The sequence below is a fragment of the Lutibacter flavus genome, from assembly GCF_900188355.1.
Lineage (GTDB): Bacteria > Bacteroidota > Bacteroidia > Flavobacteriales > Flavobacteriaceae > Lutibacter > Lutibacter flavus.
Genome location: NZ_FZNX01000004.1, coordinates 78,681 through 98,562, shown reverse-complemented (window position 1 = coordinate 98,562; position 19,882 = coordinate 78,681). Strand labels below are relative to the sequence as shown.

Genomic DNA, 19,882 nt, shown 5'->3' with positions numbered 1-19,882 from the left:
ACTTTAAATTTGTTGACAAAGTTACAAAATTCGATTTGTTTTTTGTTTCCTAAACTAATACTTAATAAACAGATTTTAGTATCATGTGTACTGTTACCTTCTTGCCTTTAGCAAATAATAATTTCATATTAACCTCTAACAGGGATGAACAAAGGCAGCGCGAAACATATCCTCCAAAAAAGTATGAAGAAGATGGCATTGCTCTTTTTTATCCAAAAGATAAATTGGCTGGCGGAACCTGGATTGGAACAAGCTCTAAAAACAGATTGGTGTGTGTTTTAAATGGTGCATTTATTAAACATAAACGAAAAGATTCTTATAAAAAAAGTAGAGGAGTTATTGCTAAAGAAATTTTAACAGCACCTGATTTTCAAAAGTATATTAAAAATTTAGAACTGAAAGGTATCGAACCTTTTACAATGGTTATTATTGACTGGAATAACAATAATTTAAACCTTTTTGAACTTATTTGGGACGAAAACCAACAACACTTTGCAAAATTGAAAAATGAACCAAAAATTTGGTCTTCAGCAACTTTGTATACTCCTGAAATGACAGAAATTAGAAAAAAATGGTTTCAAAATTATTTAGATTCAAATGAATTTTCTAGTGAATCTATTTTAGAGTTCCATCATTCGGAAATTGGTGATAAGGAACAAGCTGTTTTTATGAAGCGTCCTTATGTAGAAACTGTTAGTATTACTTCAGTAAAAAAGGTTGCTACTGAAATTGAAATGCTATACGAAGATGTGGTACATTTAAAAAAAAGTTGCTTAACCTATAAAAACAGATAAAAATGCAACAATTAAAAGCCCAACTGATGCTAAAAACATATAATAAGTATTCAGTAAAATAAATTTCAAAATTGTTTTAAACCTTCTTTGTTGGTAAAAATTGCGCATTGCTTTGTATAAATAAATTAAAAACAATAGTACAAATGCACCTGCAACATTATCTAAATCCACCACAAAACCTATCAATAAAAAAATACTCAACAATAAAAAGAAAACCGTTTGTGTATTAAATACAAATACCAAATGTTCCATATAGGTGAATTTTTTACGCCAATAAATTATCATTAAAAAAAGTGTAAAAATTGGCAGAAAAATAAATAGGGAAATTGATACATATGAAACTAATTTATTTACATATTCCTTTCCGCCATCTTCTTTAAATTTTTCAATATTTTTGTTTCCATTTATAACTTGCTGATAGTAAAATGTATTCCAAAAAGTTTTTTCATATCCCAAGTTATCCAATGCTATATCATTTAATAAATCAGGTTGTTTGGTATAATATTTTTGAAAATCTTCTATTCTATTCCAAACATTAATCGTTTTTGTAGTATCGGTATTAATATGATATCGATACGCTTTTTCTTCTTTTTTAGCTTCGTTACTCCTTGTTAATTTAAAAGCATCTCCTAAACTTGTAATTATTTTTGTTGAAGTAGAATCATTTGGTGAATTTTTATCTATTTCGTTTTGTACATTAATTAGCAAAGAATCTAGTTGTGGTTGGTTGACCTGTTTTAATGAATCTATTTGTTGTGTTGCTGTAACAATATTATTAACTGGCACGGCAGCTTTATCTATACTGTTTGAAATTCCTAAAATTAAAAAGAAAATTATGGAAACGTGTAAATACAGCTGAAAAGGATTTACAAATCGAACTCGTTTGCCTTCAATATAATCTTTTGAAACTTTTCCAGGTCGTGTTAATAAAGGAATAAAGGTGGTCCAAAAACGAGAATCGTACGATAAAAAACCATTAAATAAATTGTTTAAAAAATGACCAAAACTCAGTTTTTTTGTGCTGTTTTTTTGACCACAATATGAACAAAAATTTTCGTTTCCTGCTAAAGGCTGCTTACAATTTAAACACTCCAAACCTTTAAATTGTTTAGGTTTAGTCTTAAATTTTAATAATTTAAATTGCATAGATTAATTATAAATACTCGAAACCATTAATTGAAACGTAGGAATGTAAACTTTAAAACTTTTTGAAGTTGTAAAATTAACCATATTGTAATACCCTTTCATAGAACCAATAGGCGAAGTCAAAAAGCAATTGGAGCTATATGTATGTATTGCAGAAGGTTTTAAAATTGGTTTTTTACCAATAACACCAGAGCCTTCAACAATTTCGGTATTGTTTAAAGAATCAAATATTTTCCAATGCCGTGCTAATAATTGCACCGTTTCGTTGCTTTGGTTTTCTATGGTAACCTGATAACTAAACGCATAATACAACCTGTAATTTCGATAGTTTGTTCCTTCAAAATTAGATGTTACTGAAATTTTTATACCGTTTGTTACTTGTTGCACCATAACAACTTATTAGTAGATTTATATCAAAGATACTAAATTTCTATATAAAATGTAAATTGTTCAATTTAATAGGTAGTTAGTTTTAACCGTTTTATCAAATATAGAAATCTAAGATTTTTAAACTTTAGAAATATGTTTCCTTTTTGAATTTAGTAATTTTCTATTATTATTGTTGCATTTAGAACTTATCAAATTTTCGTTGTTTTTTCACATTCTTAATCATTTTTCCAAAATTTTTATCTTTCTTTTTTCTTTCTGCAATACTTGAATCAAAAAAATATTTTTCACGTTCCATTTTCTGAAAATTATCATACGATGCTGCATCAATTTCTCCTGAATCAACCGCTTTTAAAATAGCACAACCTTTTTCATTGGTATGCGTACAATCATTAAATTTACAATTGCGTGATAGCTCCACAACGGTATCAAATGTAATTGCTAAACCTTCATCAGAATTTATAATACCAACTTCTCTCATTCCCGGATTGTCAATTAAAATTCCATATTCAGAAATTATTAATTCTCTGTGAGTAGTTATATGTTTTCCTCTATCAATACTTTTGCTAATTTCTCCTGTATTCATTAACTGTTTTCCAACCAAATTATTAATTATCGTTGATTTTCCAACACCTGAAGAACCCAACAAACAATATGTTTTACCTTTACTTAATTTTGATTTAATTTTATCAAGTCCAATTTTAGATTGGTTACTTAGCGCCACAATTAAAACCCCTTTTATTCTTTTATTTAGTTGCGCTAATAATTGCTCTAATTCGTGTTTTTCAATTAAATCAATTTTACTTAATACAATAATCGGTTCAATTTTAGTCGCATTACAAATAGTTAAATAGCGCTCTATTCTATTTACATTAAAATCTCTATTTACAGACTGAACAATTAAGCCTACATCAATATTTGTTGCTATAATTTGTGTTTCCCCTTGTTTCCCAACTGCTTTTCTTTGAAGAATTGAATGCCGTGGAAAAACGGAATGAATTAATGCCTTACCTTCATCATATTCAGAAATTGCAACCCAATCGCCAACAGCAGGTAAATCCTTTTTACAGTTCGCTGTAAATCTCAAATTTCCAAGAAGTTCAGCTTCTAATTCGGCTATAATAGTTTTAACAATAAACCGTTCCTTATGTTCTAAAATTACACGGCCAACTCCAAAAGATTCTAAATTTTTTTCCTTTCTAAAGTTTTCTAATTCAGCAGTATATCCTAATTCCTCAAGTGTCATTATTGTTAATTTTAGCAATTAAAAAAATTGGTGATTAAATATAACAATTGATCAACAAAATAACTACTATTTCACTAACTTTTAAATTCTTATTTTAGTTAAATAATTTATTTGCCTATATAATCAAACCAGTCAAATACGGCTTTTGCCTTGCTTGTTTTTCCAGAACTTGTTGCATACATTCCAATATAAGGACCGTTAAAGCCATCAGCCATTTCAAAAGAAATAACATTCATGTTTTGTACGTTTCCAATAAGTTTCATAGCATCTTCTGTTACACCATAACTAAATTGCAAATCCAGATTGTTAGCGCTTGCTTTAAGGATTACCGACTTTCCTTTAAACGGTGCACGCGCTACTTCAGTTTCTACTCCTTTTAACGTTTTAATAACCACTAAGGCGCCTTTTTCCTTTAGAAATTGATAATGACATCCACTTCTTCTATAAATAATCATCCCAGCTTTTTCATTTGACTTTCTGGAATTAAAATCGAGTTTTAAACTAGTAGTAAATTTAAAATCTTCAATTCTACGTGCAATTAGAGATGGGTTTGTTAGTTCACTCAACGTATTTGGGCGCAATTGCAACTCTAATTTTTCATCATTTAAAGCATACCAATCCGATTGCGGTGTACGCAACATATTCCATTCTAAATCTAGTTTTCCTGAATCAAAATTATCACGTGCTGGTTTTATAGGAAAAGGCGACCAAGGTAAATCCGGACGTTTATCTTCCGCCAATACTTTACCAACTCCAGGGTTAAAAATAGGTGTTTGTCCTTCAAAAGTTACAGGAGTAAGAAAAGTTTCACGCGCTAAAAGTGTGTATCCATCCACATAACGTTTACCCAACATAACTGCCCACCAATCTCCTTTTTGAGTTTGTACTAAATCGGTATGACCAACAGAATGAATAGGATAGTCTTTACCCAAATTGCGATGCGCTAAAACAGGATTCACCTGATCGGCAATGTATGGGCCGAAAATAGAATCGCTATGATGCACTACTGTTGCATGATTATAACCTGTGCCACCTTCGGCGTGCATTAGCAAATACTTTCCATTAATTTTATAAATATGCGGACCTTCGCTCCAAACAGCATTGTTGGCGTGGCCGTGTGTAAGCTGCACTCGCTTTCCAACTAATTTTTCTTGTTTTAAATCCAATTCCTGAGCCCAGACTCCTTGTTGGTCTGGCCATTCTTGTTTTTCTTTTAAATTACCATGACCAACGTAATAACAGGTTCCATCATCATCCCACATTAATGAAGGATCTATACCGGGAGCATCTAACCAAACGGGCTTAGACCAAGGGCCTGCCGGATTTTTGGCAGTCATATAAAAGTTACCTCCTTTTTCACAATTAACACAAGTAGTGATGATATAAAATAACCCATTATTATAGCGAATGGAAACTGCAAAAATCCCCATATAATCGTCCAATCCTTCTTGAAGGCTTAACTGTTCTGGGCTGTGAAGCGCATACCCAATCAACTCCCAATTTACCAAATCTTTACTGTGATGAATTGGCATTCCCGGAAACCATTCAAAAGTGGAGTTTACCATATAATAATCATCTCCAACACGGCAAATTGATGGATCTGGATGATATCCTGGTAAAATGGGATTTTTAAAAGTTGTTATATCAGTTGTTTTTATAGCTGTTGCATTGTCAAGAACTTGAGCACTTAATGTGATGCTGCATAAAAGTAACAGCATTATAATTTTGGTTTTCATTATAGTTGGGTTATTTTATCAAATATTTGTGTTGTTTACTCCTATTTAGTTTTGGTAACGGAAAGTTAATTCAACTTACATTACTTTTGCTGCAAGATATTTTTGAACCTCATAAACATCAATACTTTTATTGAATTTCTTACTAACTGTAGGTGAATTTTCACTTGAAATCCAAATTTTCAATTCGGCATCTAAATCAAAAGTTCCAGCTGTTTCAAGTGAAAACCTTGAAATACTTTTGTAAGGCATCGATTTATACTCAATTTTACTTCCTGTTATTCCTTGAATATCGATTAAAATTAATCGTTTATTCGTGAACATAAATACATCTCTAAATAACTTAAATCCTAATTCTACGTTTTCATTTTCAATTAATAATCGGCTATATTTTTCATTTAATTGCTCTGAAGAAACTTCACTTGCGTTTCCTAACAATTTATTAAATAATCCCATTTCTATTTATTTTGTTGTTTAAATTTATGTTTTTTATTTTTTTGAAACAATCTACTTTACTGAATTAAGCAAAGCAATAATTGAATGTTTGTCGGTTTGTATTTAGTTTAAATTTAAGCATAAATTTTATAAATTGTTGTGCTTAGTTATTTATTCTTCGCTCAAATTTTATTTTTCTAACTCCGTGGTCAGTGTTCCATTGTTTAACTTCTTTGAAATTAAATTTCTTATACAATTCAGTAGCTGGTCCATTCTCTAATCCAGTTTCAACAACAAAAAGTTTCGAATCAAATGTATTAAAAACGAATTCCATTAATTTTCTTGCAATTCCTTGTCTAAAAAAACTTGGAGCTACAACTAAGCTTTGAATATGAGTAAAGTTATTGTTATGTTTAATTTCAATAACTCCGGCAAGTTCTTTATCTTTTAAGTATCCGAAAAACGCTGTTTCACTATTTACATAATTTTCAAGGGATCTTTTTAAGGGAGGAAAATTAGTAGCATTTAATAATTTTGCCTCTATTTTATATGATAATTGAAAAACTGAACGTATTTTTTTAGATACTTCTATGTCATTATTTTGGAGTTTTTCAATCATTTTTTGTAGTAGTTTGTTTTAATTAAGCACAACAAGTTTTTATAAGATTTATGCGACTGGATAATCTGTTTTTTTCATTTTGATTAATCAAATTATTTTATTTAATTAAGAATTTTTCCTTTTTGAATTTCAAATTCGGTTTCAGTTATTAAACCTCTTTCTTTTAGGTTGCCCAGTTCTTTTAATTCCTCTATGTAATTACTTTTAATACCCTTTGTTTTATCAAATTTGTATCCGTTTGTTATAAACTCATTATAGTCAGGTTGTTCTCTTAACCATTCTAAATCATTTGAAGTGGCTATTTTATTAAAATTTCTGTATCCAAATTCGATTGCTTTTTCTAAATGAGTGAAAGCTTTTTCTTTATTATTTAATTTTGAATATAACAAGGATAAATTAAAATGAGTTCCTAAGCTTTTTGCATTATAGGATAAAGCCTCTTTTAAATAAGATACTGCCTCTTCATAGTTGCCCTCATCATCTGCTTTAACAGCGCTTTTTGTCAATTCAATAATTTTAGGATTGATTTTTTTTACTTTTACTTTCGGAGAAGAGCTAATTACAAATAATAATCCTATTAATGGGCTAAAAAATAAGGATATAAAAAAAGCTCCTGTTCCACCAATTGATTTTGAACTTCCCATACTACCAACTAGAATACTGAGAATTAACCAAGCTAACACTAACAATTCTGTCATCTTTTTCTATTTTACTTTATTTTTTTTCCTCTAGGCATATGTCTCGTCCTAAAAAAAGCTACAGTTAAAATTCATTTTTAAACTGATAATTAGAACCCCAAATACAAGTTTATTTCCCTAAATACAAGCTATCCAAATCTCTTTTAATTCTATCTTCTGTGGGTACTAAAAGAACAAGATAAATTATAATAAGTATTCCAAAAATTAAATAGTCTATGTTATAAAACAATATGATAAAAGCAGCTCCTTCCAACACAGCCCAACGGACCAATGAGGCAGTTTGGTACGCACCAAATTTATCTTCTAAACTTAGTTTTGGGTCTATATTTTTTAATTGAGATTTAAATAAAAAATTACTTAAAAAGAAAGCAATAATTGGAATGGCCAAATAAACAATAGACGTAGAATCAATGGTTGGCATTTTTAAATTATCCAAGGAGTATAGTTCTCCAATCATAAAATAAGCAAGTATTGTACCTGCACAAATTGCCAGATGAATAATTTTAATAGTTTTTAATTTTTCATTCATTGTTATTTGTTTTTTATGATTTATAAAATTGCTGTTTTATTAAATTTAGCAATTTTTTAGACTTATTGTTAGCTACTGAGCTTTGTTCAATTCTTTCAGATTCTCAGGTAACTTTAAACCTTTTTTGAAATTTTGAATATTAGAATGACTTCTATATTTTGCATATAAGGTTTTTATAGTAAAATAGTTCCAAATAAATAAAATCAAAGTAATCAATGCACTTACAATAATATTTGCTTTTAACACTTTGAAATATTCAATCGCCTGTGTTAAATTCCAATTGGATTCAAAAAGTATATAAAGAATGCCCGCAATAAAAATTAAAGCAAAACAAAAGAATTCAATCCAAGTTTTCCTTCTCCATTTAGTTAACTGTTTCGAGTACCAATTATCTCTTAATATTTCCCTGTTTTTATTTTGTTCATTTAGTAGTCTTTCTTCTAATTCACTTTCTTTAGACTCTTTTTCTTTTATAATAGAATCAATATTTTTTGATTTTTCACGAAACTCGTACTTTGTTTTCTCTAATTCGTTTGTCCTTACCGAAATATCTTTAAATACTTTTTCTAGTTTTTGAATTCTTTTTTCTTCGATTGTTTTTTGTCTATTTGCTTCGTCTTGAAGCCTTTTAACAAATTCTTCTTTGTCATTTGTAGCTAGTAAGTTTAATTCTTCAATATTTTTTAGCTGCTTGTTTGTTATTCGTGTAGCAACTCTAATAATATCTGTATCGCTAATTTCTTCTTTAGCGTATTTATGAATGTTATCATCTAATTCACGAATTATTTTTGATTTAGGCAAGTCTTTGCTCAAGGTTAATGAGATAGCTGAAGTCAAACCGATTTCTGCTAAATCGTTTGTGTCAATAGATTTGTTAACTTGAGGATTACTTAACCATAAAATATTTAATAAATCATCTGCTTTAATTGTTTCTGGTTGAAAACCATTTTTTAGAAAAATTGAATCTCCAACAACTGAAGATGAATTATTTACAAACCAAGCATTTACTTTATCAAATTCTTTGATTTTCTTTTTACGCTCTTTTTTAATGTAAAGAATAGCAGTAGCATCGTGAAGAGCAGATTTTTTTGAATTTCGAACTTTCTCGAAAATTTTATATACATCAGTATATCTTGCTTCATTTTTCAGTTTATCAGTACTATGTAAAATACTAATTCCTAATTCAGCTATTGTTTTTTCTAAATTATCTGCTATACGTTCTAAATCTGTTCTTGATAAATTTCTTCTCTCACAAGCATTGTAAACATCTTCTGCATTTATTTTTTTCTGCAAAAAAGATTTGTCGAAATATTCTGCTTTCGCCTCTAATAAATTAATGGTTTCTTCAATTGTATCTTTAAGTATGCGAATTTTAAATTTTTGTTTTTGAGCAATTTTTAATAAAGTGTTACAAGTATGTGTTGATTCAGGTGTATTTAAGTCTATTAAACCAATTATAAAATTAGTGTCTAGAAGTAATATTATCTCTCTTTGTGCATTATCAGTATTATACTCTATATATCCTGCTATAATTGAACCTATATAGATGTTTTTGATTCTGTCATATATTGTTGGAAATCTCTTAAAAAAATCTATAAATTGTGCTTCTTTAGTATAATCAGACCCATTTGCTTCTTGGTTATGTGATATGTATTTAGAAAGGGTAAATTTATTTTTTTCAATAAAATTGAATATAGAGTTGCTATTTTCAATCTCCAATTCGGAGGAATTACAAAAATTTTTAAATAAATCTTCTAATTCATTAATTTCATTTGTTTGAGTTTCAATTAAATCTTCATAATCAGTAAAAGAATATTGATTTAAAGCGAATGAACCATCTTGATATAAAATGAAATGTTGAATTTCATCTGTATTTATTTCATTACAAATTTCTGTTAGAATTTTTTTTAAGACTGGAATAGGAAAATCAATTTGATAGAGTTTCTCACTTACAGTTTTTATTTCTAAAATACTTTTCCCTTTAAAAATTCCTTCCATATTCATTTTAGAAAGTGTTCTTTTAATCAAGGGAATAAAAATATCAATTGGACCTTTTGCTAAAGTTCCATTATTTCTAATATGAGATAATAAACTATATGTAATTGCTCTTTCTTTATTCATTTTTGGTTTTCAATTTTTGCCTTGCAGCTAACGGGTTAGAATATGAAAAGTTGTGTTTTTGAAAACACAATTTTCAAATGTTTAAATTTAGTTTTTTTATGTTTTAGAAACATTCTATTTTACTTGATTTAGCAATTTTTTATAACCATTGTTGGCAACTGGCTTTTATTCATTTTCTTTTTGCTCATCATAAATTCTAAAACTTTCGTTTGCAACCTTTACGTGGTTCAAAAATATGTTTACTAATTCAGATATACTCTGATTGTAATTTATTTCCGTATTAGCAGTAAAGTTTAATCCCGTTAGAATTTCTTTAAAAACTGAATCTGTTCCTTCTTGCAGATAATAATTTAAGTAAAGGTGTATTTCTTCTTTGACAAATTGAACCCAAATCTTATTTCCATTTTTAGAAATTGAATATTTATAAACTCTTGAACCATTCCAGTTAAAAAGTCCACTTTTACTTATTTCCACTCCAAAATTTAAATCCGCTTGACTTTTGTCCAATTCCTTTCCTACCGAATTCAATTTACTCAAAATATCATTCTCAATTCCTTTATATTCATTAACTAAATGTTGAACTTCCCTTTCGTTTTCGTGAATTATAGTTCTTAATTCTTTTGACATGTTTAATGTGTTTTTACCGAGAAATTTAATCTCTAGATATTTCTTAAATTCTTTTAGAAAGTGTGAAACATTATCGGCTTCACAAATCACTAACCAATTGTTTATTAAGCTAATTATATCGTCTTTGTAGCTTATAATTTTTAACTTTTTCTGTTCTATTAAGTTCTCTTTTAGTTTTTCCTTAATGCTATTTGTTGTTGGTTCTAAACCATAAGGATTTAAATAAAGCAATAAATAGTTTCCTTTCGATTTTTGCTCTAAAAATGTTGAATAGTCTTTAAGTTGATTTTTTTGGTCATCTGCCCAAATTTTATTTTCAATTGCAATCGTTAAACCTTTAAGTTTGATATAAATATCGATTCTTCTATTTTCTGTAATTATCTTTTCACAGATGTTTTCTAATTGCTGAACTTCTATTTCTTTGTCGTAGAAAGTTTTGACAAACTCTTTTAAAAATATATTTCCTTGTCCGTGATTTTGATTTTCGTCTAAAAAATATGCTAAAACTTGGCTAATCTTGTTTTCTCCGATTGTAAAAAATTGAAAAAGACTAAAATCAAATGCTAACTGCTTATCGTATTCCTTTTTAAATTTAAGATGTGCATCAATTCTTGATTTTACAATATTTAATAGATTTTCAATTTCCTTAAATTCGTTCATTTTTTTTTATTTTTTCAGCTTGTTGCCAACAGGTTTTTATAAGATTTATGCAACTGGAAAATCGGAGATTTTTTGGTTGTAGCAAATTGTTAGTTGTATGCTTTTCGTATGTATTAGTTCATAAGCATACATTTTTGCGCTCTTGTCTACTGTTTTATATTTTTTTGAATTCATTTACAAATTTCTGGATATCTGGCCTACCATAAAATACCTCTTCCTCTTCGTCTGCTTTAAGAAAATCAGAAGCTAATTTGTTGTACTTATTTTTCATCCAACCAAATTTCGCTTTTATTCCAGGTGATTTAAATTTTAAACCATTATTAATACTTTTTCGTAAACTTTTGTAATATTCAAATAAATCCTCATTTCTATAATAATATGCTGCTCTAGAAAAAAAATCAACATAAAGTTTATCGTCTAAATCAAATTTTAAATAAGATTCAATTGTTCCGTCAAATCTAATTGCTCTATAGCTATCATTTTTATTAAATGAGTAATTATTTTTCATTATATCAATAATCGATTTGTCAAATATAACTCTAGGATAAATTGCTGCTTCACTTTCTGTTAAATAAGCATCAACTAAAGCTGGTCCAAAAACAAAATCTTTAGTGTGATATATTTTTCCATAAGAGATTGCTCCTCTACAAAATATATTTTTCATTGCTAGGTTTGCAATAAGTTTATGAATATTAGTCAGAAAAATAGGAATTTCTTTTACATCATCCTCTTTAAAGGATACAACAATTGAATCAGAAAACTGTGTTACTATTTTAGATGTTTTTTTAGGCATTCGAGAAACGATTCTTTTCATTTCAGTTAATGCCTCAATTAAATTTTCGATTTTTTCAGTTTGTCCTTTTTCGTTTTCAGTTTCTTCAATTATTTTTTTGAAGCCTAAAATGTCTAGGAATAGTACATATCGATTTTCGTACATAGTTTTGTTTAAATTATAGCCAACCCGTTTTCCGGTAATAAAACCGCTAACACATATGAATTTGAACTGAAAAACAGCAAAAAAAGGTAACTAATTTATACTAAATATTTTTTGGTAAAAGCAATTTTTACAGTTTAAAGATACGTAAAAAAATTATAGTAACGTTTTGATTGTATGCTGATTATAAAATAACGAGGCTAATAGCTTGTGATTTTCTAAACACTAATTGTATAAATAGCTAACTATTATTGTTATTTCTGTAAAGGCAGGAGCCTATTAAAAAAGTTGTATATGGATTCCCGTTTTCACGGGAATGACATTTAATTTCAATTAAAAAACAGTTACTAATTGAAAATGAAAAGAAACTAAATCAACTCAAGTTACAGCTTAAACAGTTCTCGATACACCTTCGCTGCGCTGCGGCACTCGAACTGACGTAGCGATTTTAATTATTTAATTTTTTGGAATTTCCATAACCAACACCAATTACACGTGTATATCTGGCGCCATATTTTTTGTAATAAACCAGTACGGTATAATCGTTTTCGGTTTGGTAAAAAGAACCATCAATATCGCTATTGCTAATAACGCCATCTTGGTTTTTTGTTACAAATTGATAATTGTAAAAACCTTGTTTTAGTAGTAATTTGGCTTCATACAAACCTGTATCTTCATTGTAGTTTAATTTGTTAGTGTCATTTAGCTCCCAGTTATTAAAATTTCCACTTATGTAAACATCCTTTCCGTCTAAATCTTCTAAACAACTTAAACTAAAATGAACCCAACCATAATCTGCATCTGTATCGCTATTGCCACCATTTAAGGTACGCACTACAAAGTTTCCGTTTATATCTTCCAAAAGCGTGTAGGGTTGGTCTATTCTTTCTTCATTGGTATATAAATAAGCGTGGTATAAATCGCGGCCTAATTCTACTTTGGCAATGTTTAATGTGGTGTTTCTAATTGATTTGGTATCTAAATACAAAAACTCGTTTCCTGCCTTAAAACTGGTTTCTTTATTGTATTTATAAAGTAATTGAGTGCCTCTGTAAAATTGTGGTTTTAATCCTTCAATAGCAGTTTGCCAATTGTTATTTTGCAACACAACAGGTAAAATTTCTTCTTTTGGGTTGTTAATTCTAAAATCGGGGTGGTTTATAATAAATTGAACAGATTGGTTGGTATCTATAGTTGAAATATCTCTACTTTTATAAACGGTAACTCCTACGGTAACTTTAGATTCAAACACCACAAATTTGCGCTCAAAAACAACCTCATCGTAATCGTTAATTACATAAATTTTATAATTTCCAGAGATTTTTAGTCGGGTATCTTCGTTGGGAATTGTTAACGAATAGTGCGTATATGGCTGCAGCGTATTAAAGGAATTTTCAAAATCTCTAATTCTATCTTCAGCATAGCCATCTATAAATTCAGAATCCGATAAATTAGAGGAATTCCAATCGTAATCGCAATGCACAATTTTATAGGTGTAATCGTGTTCGTCGGCATTTAAATCGTCAAAACTAAGCACCAACCGATCGTTTAAACTTATAATTGGCGCATATAAATTTGTGGTACCCGATCTTAAAATTACGGTTTTAATATTTTCAGGGTCAACAACTTTGCTTTGTGAATACCCAAGTTGAACTAAAAAAAAGATAAAAAGATAAAAAGATAGTTGTTTCAAATTTAATAGGATTTATTACTGCTGTTTTGCAAAATTAATACCAAAAATATAAATGTAATTTTAATTATAACGTTTTCGTTTTTAAAAGTTGACAAAAGTTACACAAATATTTGTTAAAATATGGTTAATAGTACATTATAAATTCTTATTTTTGCACCGTTTTTAAAGACTATTAAACAAACTTAAAATATGTCACAGGACATCCGAATTAAAAAAGGTTTAGACATTAAGCTAAAAGGTGCAGCTGAAAAAGTTACCGAAAAAGCTAATTCTAGCAGTGTGTACACACTAAAACCTGAAGATTTCCACAGTATTATCCCAAAATTATCAAAAAAAGTTGGCGAAAAAGTAAAAGCTGGTGAAGCCGTTTTTTACAATAAAGCTAATGAAGAAATGAAATTTCCATCGCCAGTTAGTGGTGAGTTGGTTGATATTATTCGTGGTGAAAAGAGAAAAATTTTAGCTGTAAAAATTCAAGCTGATAATGAGCAACAATTTGTAGATTTTGGAGTAAAAGATCCAAAAGGAATGCAAGCAGATGAAATTAAAAATCATTTGTTGGCATCTGGTTGTTGGTCATTTATTAAACAAAGACCTTATGATGTGGTTGCAAACCCTGCAAATACACCTAAAGCAATTTTTGTTTCTGCGTATGCAAGTGCTCCTTTAGCTGCCGATTACGATTATGTATTGGCTGGTAAAGAAAAAGAGTTGCAAGCTGCAGTTACTGCTTTAAGTAAATTAACATCTGGTAGTGTTCATGTTTCAGTTGGTAAAAGCTCAAATTCTCCTTTATCAGGTTTAAACAATATTACTTTACATAAAGTTTCTGGTCCACATCCTTCTGGAAATGTTGGTACTCAAATTGCTAAAATTGATCCTGTTAATAAAGGTGAAACAGTTTGGACAGTAACGCCACAAGATTTAGTAATTATTGGTGAATTATTTTTAACTGGTAAGTTTAATGCAGAGCGAATTATTGCTTTAGCAGGATCTAGAGTTGAAGCACCAAAATATTACAAAACTAAAATTGGAGCTTCAATCGCTTCAATTGTTGATGGTAAACTTAAAGGTGATAACAATAGAATTATTAGTGGTGATGTGTTAACAGGAACTACTAAAAAAATAAAAGAAAACTTAGGCTATTATAACAATATTCTAACCGTAATTCCTGAAGGGGATGATTATGAGTTCTTTGGTTGGACAATGCCGGTTTTTAATAAATTATCAATTTCTAGAGCAATTACTTTTTCTTGGTTATTTCCTAATAAAAAATACGATTTAAACACCAATACCAATGGAGAGCACAGAGCTTTTGTTGTAACTGGTAATTATGAAAAAGTATTTCCTTTAGATATTTATCCAATGCACATTTTAAAAGCTTGTATGTATCAGGATCTAGACGAAATGGAAGCTTTAGGGATGTATGAAGTGGCTCCTGAAGATTTTGCCTTAACTGAATTTGTTTGTGTTTCTAAACAACCACATCAGGAAATTATTAGAAAAGGTTTAGACTTAATGTTAAAAGAAATAGGATAATTATGGGATTAAAAGAAAAATTACATAATATAAAAGGAAAGGTTGAAGGTACAAACTGGCAAACTATGTTTGGTGCTGTACATACACTTTTTTATTCTCCAAATGAAACTACCCATTCAGGTGGTCACTTAAGAGGAGCTGATGATTTAAAGCGTACAATGATGAATGTTGTATTGCCTTTAATTCCATTATTCATTTTTGGAATGTTTAATGTTGGTTTTCAGCATAACGCAGCAATAAATGGTTTTCCGGAAGGGATGGGCTTTTTTAGCCCTGAATTTTGGAATTTAGACAACTTATCTATTGGAGCAATTAAATTATTACCACTATTAGTAGTTTCTTATGTTGTTGGTTTAGGTATCGAAATATTTTTTGCAACCATTAATAAACACGAAGTAGAAGAAGGTTATTTTGTAACTGGTATGTTAGTTCCACTTATTATTCCTATTGATACTCCTTTATGGATGCTTACAGTTGCCATTATTTTTGGTGTTGTAATTGGTAAAGAAATTTTTGGAGGTACTGGAATGAATATTTTGAACCCCGCTTTAACAATTAGAGCATTTTTATTCTTTGCGTATCCAACTTGGATGAGTGGAGATAAAGTATGGGTAGCTGGCGCAAAGGAAAGAGCTAATGAAATAATGGCTGGAGCCGAATTAGATGCCATTTCTGGTGAAACTATTTTAGGTGCTTTAGCACAAGGACAAGATTTTGCTTATTCTGTTTCAGATATGTTCTTAGGTTTTATACCGGGTTCTGTTGGTGAAACATCTACCTTATTAATATTACTTGGTGGTTTATACTTAATCTATACCAAAGTTGCAAGCTGGAGAATTATAGTATCATCTGTAATTGGTGCCTTAGTTATGGGACTAATTTTTAATGGTGTTGTAAATGCTGGTTGGATAAATGAAGGAAGTAAATTTTACATTTTAATGAGTACTGAATTTTGGCATCACTTATTAATTGGTGGTTTGGCTTTTGGTATTGTATTTATGGCAACCGATCCTGTAACAGCTTCACAAACAAATAAAGGAAAATGGATTTACGGATTCTTAATTGGATTTATTTCAGTTATGATTCGTGTATTTAATCCGGCTTACCCAGAAGGTGTAATGTTAGCAATTCTATTAATGAATGTATTTTCACCTACTATTGACCATTATGTGGTTCAAGGTAACGTTAAAAGAAGGTTGAAACGTTTAAAAGCAAAAACAGCATAACAATGGCAAAGAATACTGAAAGTAACGTTTATACAGTTTTGTTCGCAACAGGAATGGTTCTTGTTGTTGGTGCATTATTAGCGTTTTTAGCATCGTCGTTAAAAGATAAAATAGCTGAAAACAAAAGAATTGAAAAACAACAAAATATTTTATATGCAATGGGTATTAACGAAAACGACGAAAGTAGTGTTGAGTTTGTATCTAAAAATATTGTTGGAGAAGAGTTTAACAAATATATAACCAAACAATTAGTAATTACTGGAGCTAATGCTGTTGAAAATGACGAAGCTTATTTAATAGATTTAAAAAAAGAATCTGCATTAGCAAAAAACAACAACTACCAAAGAAGATTGCCATTATTTGTTGGAAATAAAGATGGTAAAGAATCATACATTGTTCCAGTAAGAGGAAAAGGTTTATGGGACGCCATTTGGGGTTATATTGCTTTAGATAATCAATTAGTAATTCAAGGAGTATATTTTGATCACGCCGGTGAAACACCAGGATTAGGGTCTAACATAAAAGAACGTTTTTTTATGGATGATTTTATAGGTGAGCATATTATGGATGGTGATACATTTAAAGGTGTTGCTGTCTCTAAAAGTAATGCAGATCCTAAAAACATAAGAAAAACAGATTTTGCAGTTGATGCAATTTCTGGTTCTACAATTACAGGTGATGGTTTAGCTGCAATGCTTAAAAAAGATTTAAGAATGTATTTACCTTATTTAAAAACATTAAACCAATAATTTATGGGACTTTTATCAAAAAAAGATTTAAAATTAATAACAGATCCTTTAGCAGATAATAACCCAATTACTATTCAGGTATTAGGTATTTGTTCTGCATTGGCAATTACAGCTGAGCTTAAAGCATCAATTGTAATGTCTGTTGCAGTATTATTTGTAATGGGTTTAGGAAACGTAGTAATTTCTTTAATGAGAAATATTATTCCTTCAAAAATTAGAATTATTGTGCAACTTATTGTTGTTGCCACTTTAGTAATTATAGTTGATTTAGTATTAAAAGCTTTTGCTTATGAATTAAGTAAAACATTATCCGTATTTGTAGGGTTAATTATTACCAACTGTATTATTATGGGACGTTTTGAAGCTTTTGCTCTGGCAAATGGACCTTGGAAGTCTTTCTTAGACGGAATTGGAAATGCTTTAGGATATGCTGTAATATTAGTTATTGTAGGTTTTTTTAGAGAATTATTAGGATCTGGAACTTTATTAGGAATTAAAGTGTTAGGTGATCCTATTGAAAAAACAGGAGTTTATGCTTATGGCTACGAAAACAACGGTTTTATGTTATTAGCGCCAATGGCATTAATTACTGTAGGAATTATTATATGGGTACAACGCTCGAGAAACGAAGCATTAATTGAAGATAACTAGATAATATGGAACATTTAGAATTATTTTTTAAAGCGATATTTATTGATAACATGGTGTTTGCAACATTCTTAGGAATGTGCTCTTACCTAGCAGTATCTAAAAAAGTAACTACAGCAGTAGGTTTAGGAGCCGCAGTAATATTTGTAATGGCTATTACAGTTCCTCTAAACTGGTTGTTAGATCAGTACATTTTGCAAGAAGGTGCACTTAGTTGGTTAGGCGAAGAATATGCCGCATACGATTTAAGTTTCTTATCATTTATTATGTTTATTGCAACCATTGCAACAATGGTTCAGTTAGTAGAAATTATTGTAGAGAAATTTTCACCGGCTTTATACAATTCATTAGGTATCTTTTTACCATTAATCGCCGTAAACTGTGCAATTTTAGGAGGGTCATTATTTATGCAGTCTCGTGAAATTCAATCTTTAGGATTGGCTTTTAATTATGGAGTTAGCTCAGGTATTGGTTGGTTTTTAGCAATTTTAGCTATTGCAGCCATTCGTGAAAAAATTAGATACTCAAATGTACCTGCCCCTTTAAGAGGTTTGGGAATTACGTTTATTATTACAGGTTTAATGGCAATTGGATTTATGAGTTTTGGAGGAATGCTTACTGGAGGAGATGAGGAAGAAGCTCCTGAACAAACTGTTCAAGTTGAGGTTACCAAAGAGGCTAATGATTTAGCTAATAACGAAAAAGAAATTATAAAATAATGATCATATTAGCAGCAAATACTTTAGGTACAATTGTAGCAACAGTAGTAGCATTTTTAGTTATAACACTATTATTGGTTGCACTATTATTATTTGTAAAACAAAAATTATCACCTTCTGGTCCAGTAAAAATCAGAATTAATGGTGAAAAAGAAATTGAAGTAGCTTCGGGAAGTACTTTATTAACAACTTTAAGTGCTCAAAAAATATTTTTGCCGTCTGCTTGTGGTGGTGGTGGAACTTGTATTCAATGTGAATGTCATGTGCTTTCTGGTGGAGGTGAAGCTTTACCTACTGAAACACCTCACTTTACACGTAAAGAATTACAACATGGTGCGCGTTTAGCTTGCCAGGTAAAGGTAAAACAGGATATGGATATTACCATTCCTGAAGAAGTATTCGGTATCAAAAAATGGGAAGCAACAGTTGTAAGAAATTATAATGTTGCATCGTTTATTAAGGAATTTGTTGTTGAAATTCCAGAAGATATGGGTTACAAAGCGGGTGGATACATTCAAATTGAAATTCCTGAATGTGAAGTTGACTTTAAGGATATAGATATTACAGCACATCCTGAAGAACACGAAACTCCAGATAAATTTCAAGTTGAATGGGACAAATTTGGTCTTTGGGATTTAAAAATGAAAAATACTGAATTGGTTGAGCGTGCGTATTCTATGGCTTCTTATCCTGCTGAAGGAAGAGAAATTATGTTGAATGTTCGTATTGCTACGCCACCTTGGGATAGAGCTAAAAACGGATGGATGACTGTAAACCCAGGAATCGCATCTTCATATATTTTCTCTCGTAAAAAAGGAGATAAAGTAACAATTTCTGGTCCTTATGGTGAATTCTTCATCAACGAATCTGATGCTGAAATGTTATATGTTGGTGGTGGAGCTGGTATGGCACCAATGCGTTCTCACTTATATCACCTATTCAAAACCTTAAAAACTGGTAGAAAAGTAACTTATTGGTATGGTGGACGTTCTAAACGTGAATTGTTCTATTTAGATCATTTTTACGAATTGGAAAAAGAGTTCCCTAACTTTAAATTTTACTTAGTATTATCAGAACCTGCACCAGAAGATAATTGGGTGAATAAAAAAGATGCAAACGATTTAGAAGGAGATGGTTTTACGGGGTTTGTACATCAATCTGTTATAGATGAGTATTTATCTAAACATGAGTCGCCAGAAGATCTGGAATTGTATTTCTGTGGACCTCCTTTAATGAACAAAGCTGTTCAAAAAATGGGTGAAGACTTTGGTCTTGCAGATGAAAATATTCGATTTGATGATTTTGGAGGATAACATTAAATTATTTAAAAAAAAGTCAACATATGTATGTTGGCTTTTTTTTTTAAATTTACAATTGTA

19 protein-coding genes are annotated in these 19,882 nt (G+C 29.8%); 7 read left to right on the top strand and 12 right to left on the bottom strand.

Annotation, left to right across the window (positions count from 1 at the left end; all coding sequences use genetic code 11):
- The first annotated feature begins 83 nt into the window (after positions 1 to 83).
- Complete coding sequence (locus CHB63_RS11635; protein ID WP_089378655.1) at positions 84 to 794, top strand: NRDE family protein; 711 nt, start codon at positions 84 to 86, stop codon at positions 792 to 794.
- Here CHB63_RS11635 and CHB63_RS11630 read toward each other — a convergent pair.
- The 12 genes from CHB63_RS11630 to CHB63_RS11575 all read right to left on the bottom strand — a co-directional run bounded on the left by CHB63_RS11630 (position 774) and on the right by CHB63_RS11575 (position 13,622).
- Entirely contained in the window at positions 774 to 1,940 is a 1,167-nt protein-coding gene (locus CHB63_RS11630) for a DUF3667 domain-containing protein (RefSeq protein WP_089378654.1), read from the bottom strand. The genes CHB63_RS11635 and CHB63_RS11630 overlap by 21 nt on opposite strands.
- 3 nt (positions 1,941 to 1,943) lie before the next feature.
- Positions 1,944 to 2,330: a Co2+/Mg2+ efflux protein ApaG gene (gene apaG / locus CHB63_RS11625; RefSeq protein ID WP_089378653.1), complete on the bottom strand. Its 387-nt coding sequence runs from the start codon at positions 2,328 to 2,330 to the stop codon at positions 1,944 to 1,946.
- Positions 2,331 to 2,508: 178 nt separating this feature from the next.
- A complete protein-coding gene (gene rsgA / locus CHB63_RS11620) occupies positions 2,509 to 3,573 on the bottom strand; it encodes a ribosome small subunit-dependent GTPase A (protein WP_089378652.1) in 1,065 nt (354 codons plus the stop codon).
- 107 nt (positions 3,574 to 3,680) lie between these two features.
- Positions 3,681 to 5,309, bottom strand: a complete 1,629-nt coding sequence (locus CHB63_RS11615) for a glycoside hydrolase family 43 protein (protein WP_217898410.1) — start codon at positions 5,307 to 5,309, stop codon at positions 3,681 to 3,683.
- A 75-nt stretch (positions 5,310 to 5,384) separates the two neighbouring features.
- Positions 5,385 to 5,762 carry a PH domain-containing protein gene (locus CHB63_RS11610; protein ID WP_089378651.1) on the bottom strand — a complete coding sequence of 126 codons (378 nt, stop codon included), beginning with the start codon at positions 5,760 to 5,762 and terminating at the stop codon, positions 5,385 to 5,387.
- A gap of 142 nt (positions 5,763 to 5,904) precedes the next feature.
- Complete coding sequence (locus CHB63_RS11605; RefSeq protein WP_089378650.1) at positions 5,905 to 6,360, bottom strand: GNAT family N-acetyltransferase; 456 nt, start codon at positions 6,358 to 6,360, stop codon at positions 5,905 to 5,907.
- Between the two features lie 101 nt (positions 6,361 to 6,461).
- Positions 6,462 to 7,058 (bottom strand): TPR end-of-group domain-containing protein, encoded by a 597-nt coding sequence (locus CHB63_RS11600; RefSeq protein WP_089378649.1) that lies wholly within the window; start codon positions 7,056 to 7,058, stop codon positions 6,462 to 6,464.
- Between the two features lie 109 nt (positions 7,059 to 7,167).
- Entirely contained in the window at positions 7,168 to 7,587 is a 420-nt protein-coding gene (locus CHB63_RS11595) for an MFS transporter (RefSeq protein WP_089378648.1), read from the bottom strand.
- A 72-nt stretch (positions 7,588 to 7,659) separates the two neighbouring features.
- The gene (locus tag CHB63_RS11590; RefSeq protein WP_089378647.1) at positions 7,660 to 9,708 is read right to left on the bottom strand and encodes a hypothetical protein; all 2,049 of its coding nucleotides are present in this window, start codon (positions 9,706 to 9,708) and stop codon (positions 7,660 to 7,662) included.
- A gap of 165 nt (positions 9,709 to 9,873) precedes the next feature.
- Positions 9,874 to 10,995 carry a PDDEXK-like family protein gene (locus CHB63_RS11585; protein WP_089378646.1) on the bottom strand — a complete coding sequence of 374 codons (1,122 nt, stop codon included), beginning with the start codon at positions 10,993 to 10,995 and terminating at the stop codon, positions 9,874 to 9,876.
- Positions 10,996 to 11,149: 154 nt separating this feature from the next.
- Entirely contained in the window at positions 11,150 to 11,932 is a 783-nt protein-coding gene (locus CHB63_RS11580) for a hypothetical protein (RefSeq protein WP_089378645.1), read from the bottom strand.
- A 445-nt stretch (positions 11,933 to 12,377) separates the two neighbouring features.
- Complete coding sequence (locus CHB63_RS11575; protein ID WP_176420355.1) at positions 12,378 to 13,622, bottom strand: type IX secretion system plug protein; 1,245 nt, start codon at positions 13,620 to 13,622, stop codon at positions 12,378 to 12,380.
- Positions 13,623 to 13,811: 189 nt separating this feature from the next.
- Here CHB63_RS11575 and CHB63_RS11570 point away from each other — a divergent pair, with 189 nt between their 5' ends.
- The 6 genes from CHB63_RS11570 to nqrF are packed head-to-tail and all read left to right on the top strand — an operon-like array spanning position 13,812 to position 19,816.
- The gene (locus tag CHB63_RS11570) at positions 13,812 to 15,161 is read left to right on the top strand and encodes a Na(+)-translocating NADH-quinone reductase subunit A (protein WP_089378643.1); all 1,350 of its coding nucleotides are present in this window, start codon (positions 13,812 to 13,814) and stop codon (positions 15,159 to 15,161) included.
- A gap of 2 nt (positions 15,162 to 15,163) precedes the next feature.
- Positions 15,164 to 16,387 carry an NADH:ubiquinone reductase (Na(+)-transporting) subunit B gene (locus CHB63_RS11565; protein ID WP_089378642.1) on the top strand — a complete coding sequence of 408 codons (1,224 nt, stop codon included), beginning with the start codon at positions 15,164 to 15,166 and terminating at the stop codon, positions 16,385 to 16,387.
- 2 nt (positions 16,388 to 16,389) lie between these two features.
- Positions 16,390 to 17,136: a Na(+)-translocating NADH-quinone reductase subunit C gene (locus CHB63_RS11560; protein WP_089378641.1), complete on the top strand. Its 747-nt coding sequence runs from the start codon at positions 16,390 to 16,392 to the stop codon at positions 17,134 to 17,136.
- Between the two features lie 3 nt (positions 17,137 to 17,139).
- A complete protein-coding gene (locus CHB63_RS11555) occupies positions 17,140 to 17,787 on the top strand; it encodes an NADH:ubiquinone reductase (Na(+)-transporting) subunit D (protein WP_089378640.1) in 648 nt (215 codons plus the stop codon).
- 5 nt (positions 17,788 to 17,792) lie between these two features.
- Positions 17,793 to 18,503, top strand: coding sequence for an NADH:ubiquinone reductase (Na(+)-transporting) subunit E (gene nqrE, locus CHB63_RS11550; RefSeq protein ID WP_089378639.1), 711 nt, complete (start codon positions 17,793 to 17,795; stop codon positions 18,501 to 18,503).
- Positions 18,504 to 18,505: 2 nt separating this feature from the next.
- Positions 18,506 to 19,816, top strand: coding sequence for an NADH:ubiquinone reductase (Na(+)-transporting) subunit F (nqrF, locus tag CHB63_RS11545; RefSeq protein ID WP_089378937.1), 1,311 nt, complete (start codon positions 18,506 to 18,508; stop codon positions 19,814 to 19,816).
- Positions 19,817 to 19,882: the final 66 nt, after the last annotated feature.

Coding starts and splice junctions, on each gene's coding strand:
- CHB63_RS11635 (WP_089378655.1), top strand. CDS start 84: ATGTGTACTGTTACCTTCTTGCCTTTAGCAAATAATAATTTCATATTA.
- CHB63_RS11630 (WP_089378654.1), bottom strand. CDS start 1,940: ATGCAATTTAAATTATTAAAATTTAAGACTAAACCTAAACAATTTAAA.
- apaG (WP_089378653.1), bottom strand. CDS start 2,330: ATGGTGCAACAAGTAACAAACGGTATAAAAATTTCAGTAACATCTAAT.
- rsgA (WP_089378652.1), bottom strand. CDS start 3,573: ATGACACTTGAGGAATTAGGATATACTGCTGAATTAGAAAACTTTAGA.
- CHB63_RS11615 (WP_217898410.1), bottom strand. CDS start 5,309: ATGAAAACCAAAATTATAATGCTGTTACTTTTATGCAGCATCACATTA.
- CHB63_RS11610 (WP_089378651.1), bottom strand. CDS start 5,762: ATGGGATTATTTAATAAATTGTTAGGAAACGCAAGTGAAGTTTCTTCA.
- CHB63_RS11605 (WP_089378650.1), bottom strand. CDS start 6,360: ATGATTGAAAAACTCCAAAATAATGACATAGAAGTATCTAAAAAAATA.
- CHB63_RS11600 (WP_089378649.1), bottom strand. CDS start 7,058: ATGACAGAATTGTTAGTGTTAGCTTGGTTAATTCTCAGTATTCTAGTT.
- CHB63_RS11595 (WP_089378648.1), bottom strand. CDS start 7,587: ATGAATGAAAAATTAAAAACTATTAAAATTATTCATCTGGCAATTTGT.
- CHB63_RS11590 (WP_089378647.1), bottom strand. CDS start 9,708: ATGAATAAAGAAAGAGCAATTACATATAGTTTATTATCTCATATTAGA.
- CHB63_RS11585 (WP_089378646.1), bottom strand. CDS start 10,995: ATGAACGAATTTAAGGAAATTGAAAATCTATTAAATATTGTAAAATCA.
- CHB63_RS11580 (WP_089378645.1), bottom strand. CDS start 11,932: ATGTACGAAAATCGATATGTACTATTCCTAGACATTTTAGGCTTCAAA.
- CHB63_RS11570 (WP_089378643.1), top strand. CDS start 13,812: ATGTCACAGGACATCCGAATTAAAAAAGGTTTAGACATTAAGCTAAAA.
- CHB63_RS11565 (WP_089378642.1), top strand. CDS start 15,164: ATGGGATTAAAAGAAAAATTACATAATATAAAAGGAAAGGTTGAAGGT.
- CHB63_RS11560 (WP_089378641.1), top strand. CDS start 16,390: ATGGCAAAGAATACTGAAAGTAACGTTTATACAGTTTTGTTCGCAACA.
- CHB63_RS11555 (WP_089378640.1), top strand. CDS start 17,140: ATGGGACTTTTATCAAAAAAAGATTTAAAATTAATAACAGATCCTTTA.
- nqrE (WP_089378639.1), top strand. CDS start 17,793: ATGGAACATTTAGAATTATTTTTTAAAGCGATATTTATTGATAACATG.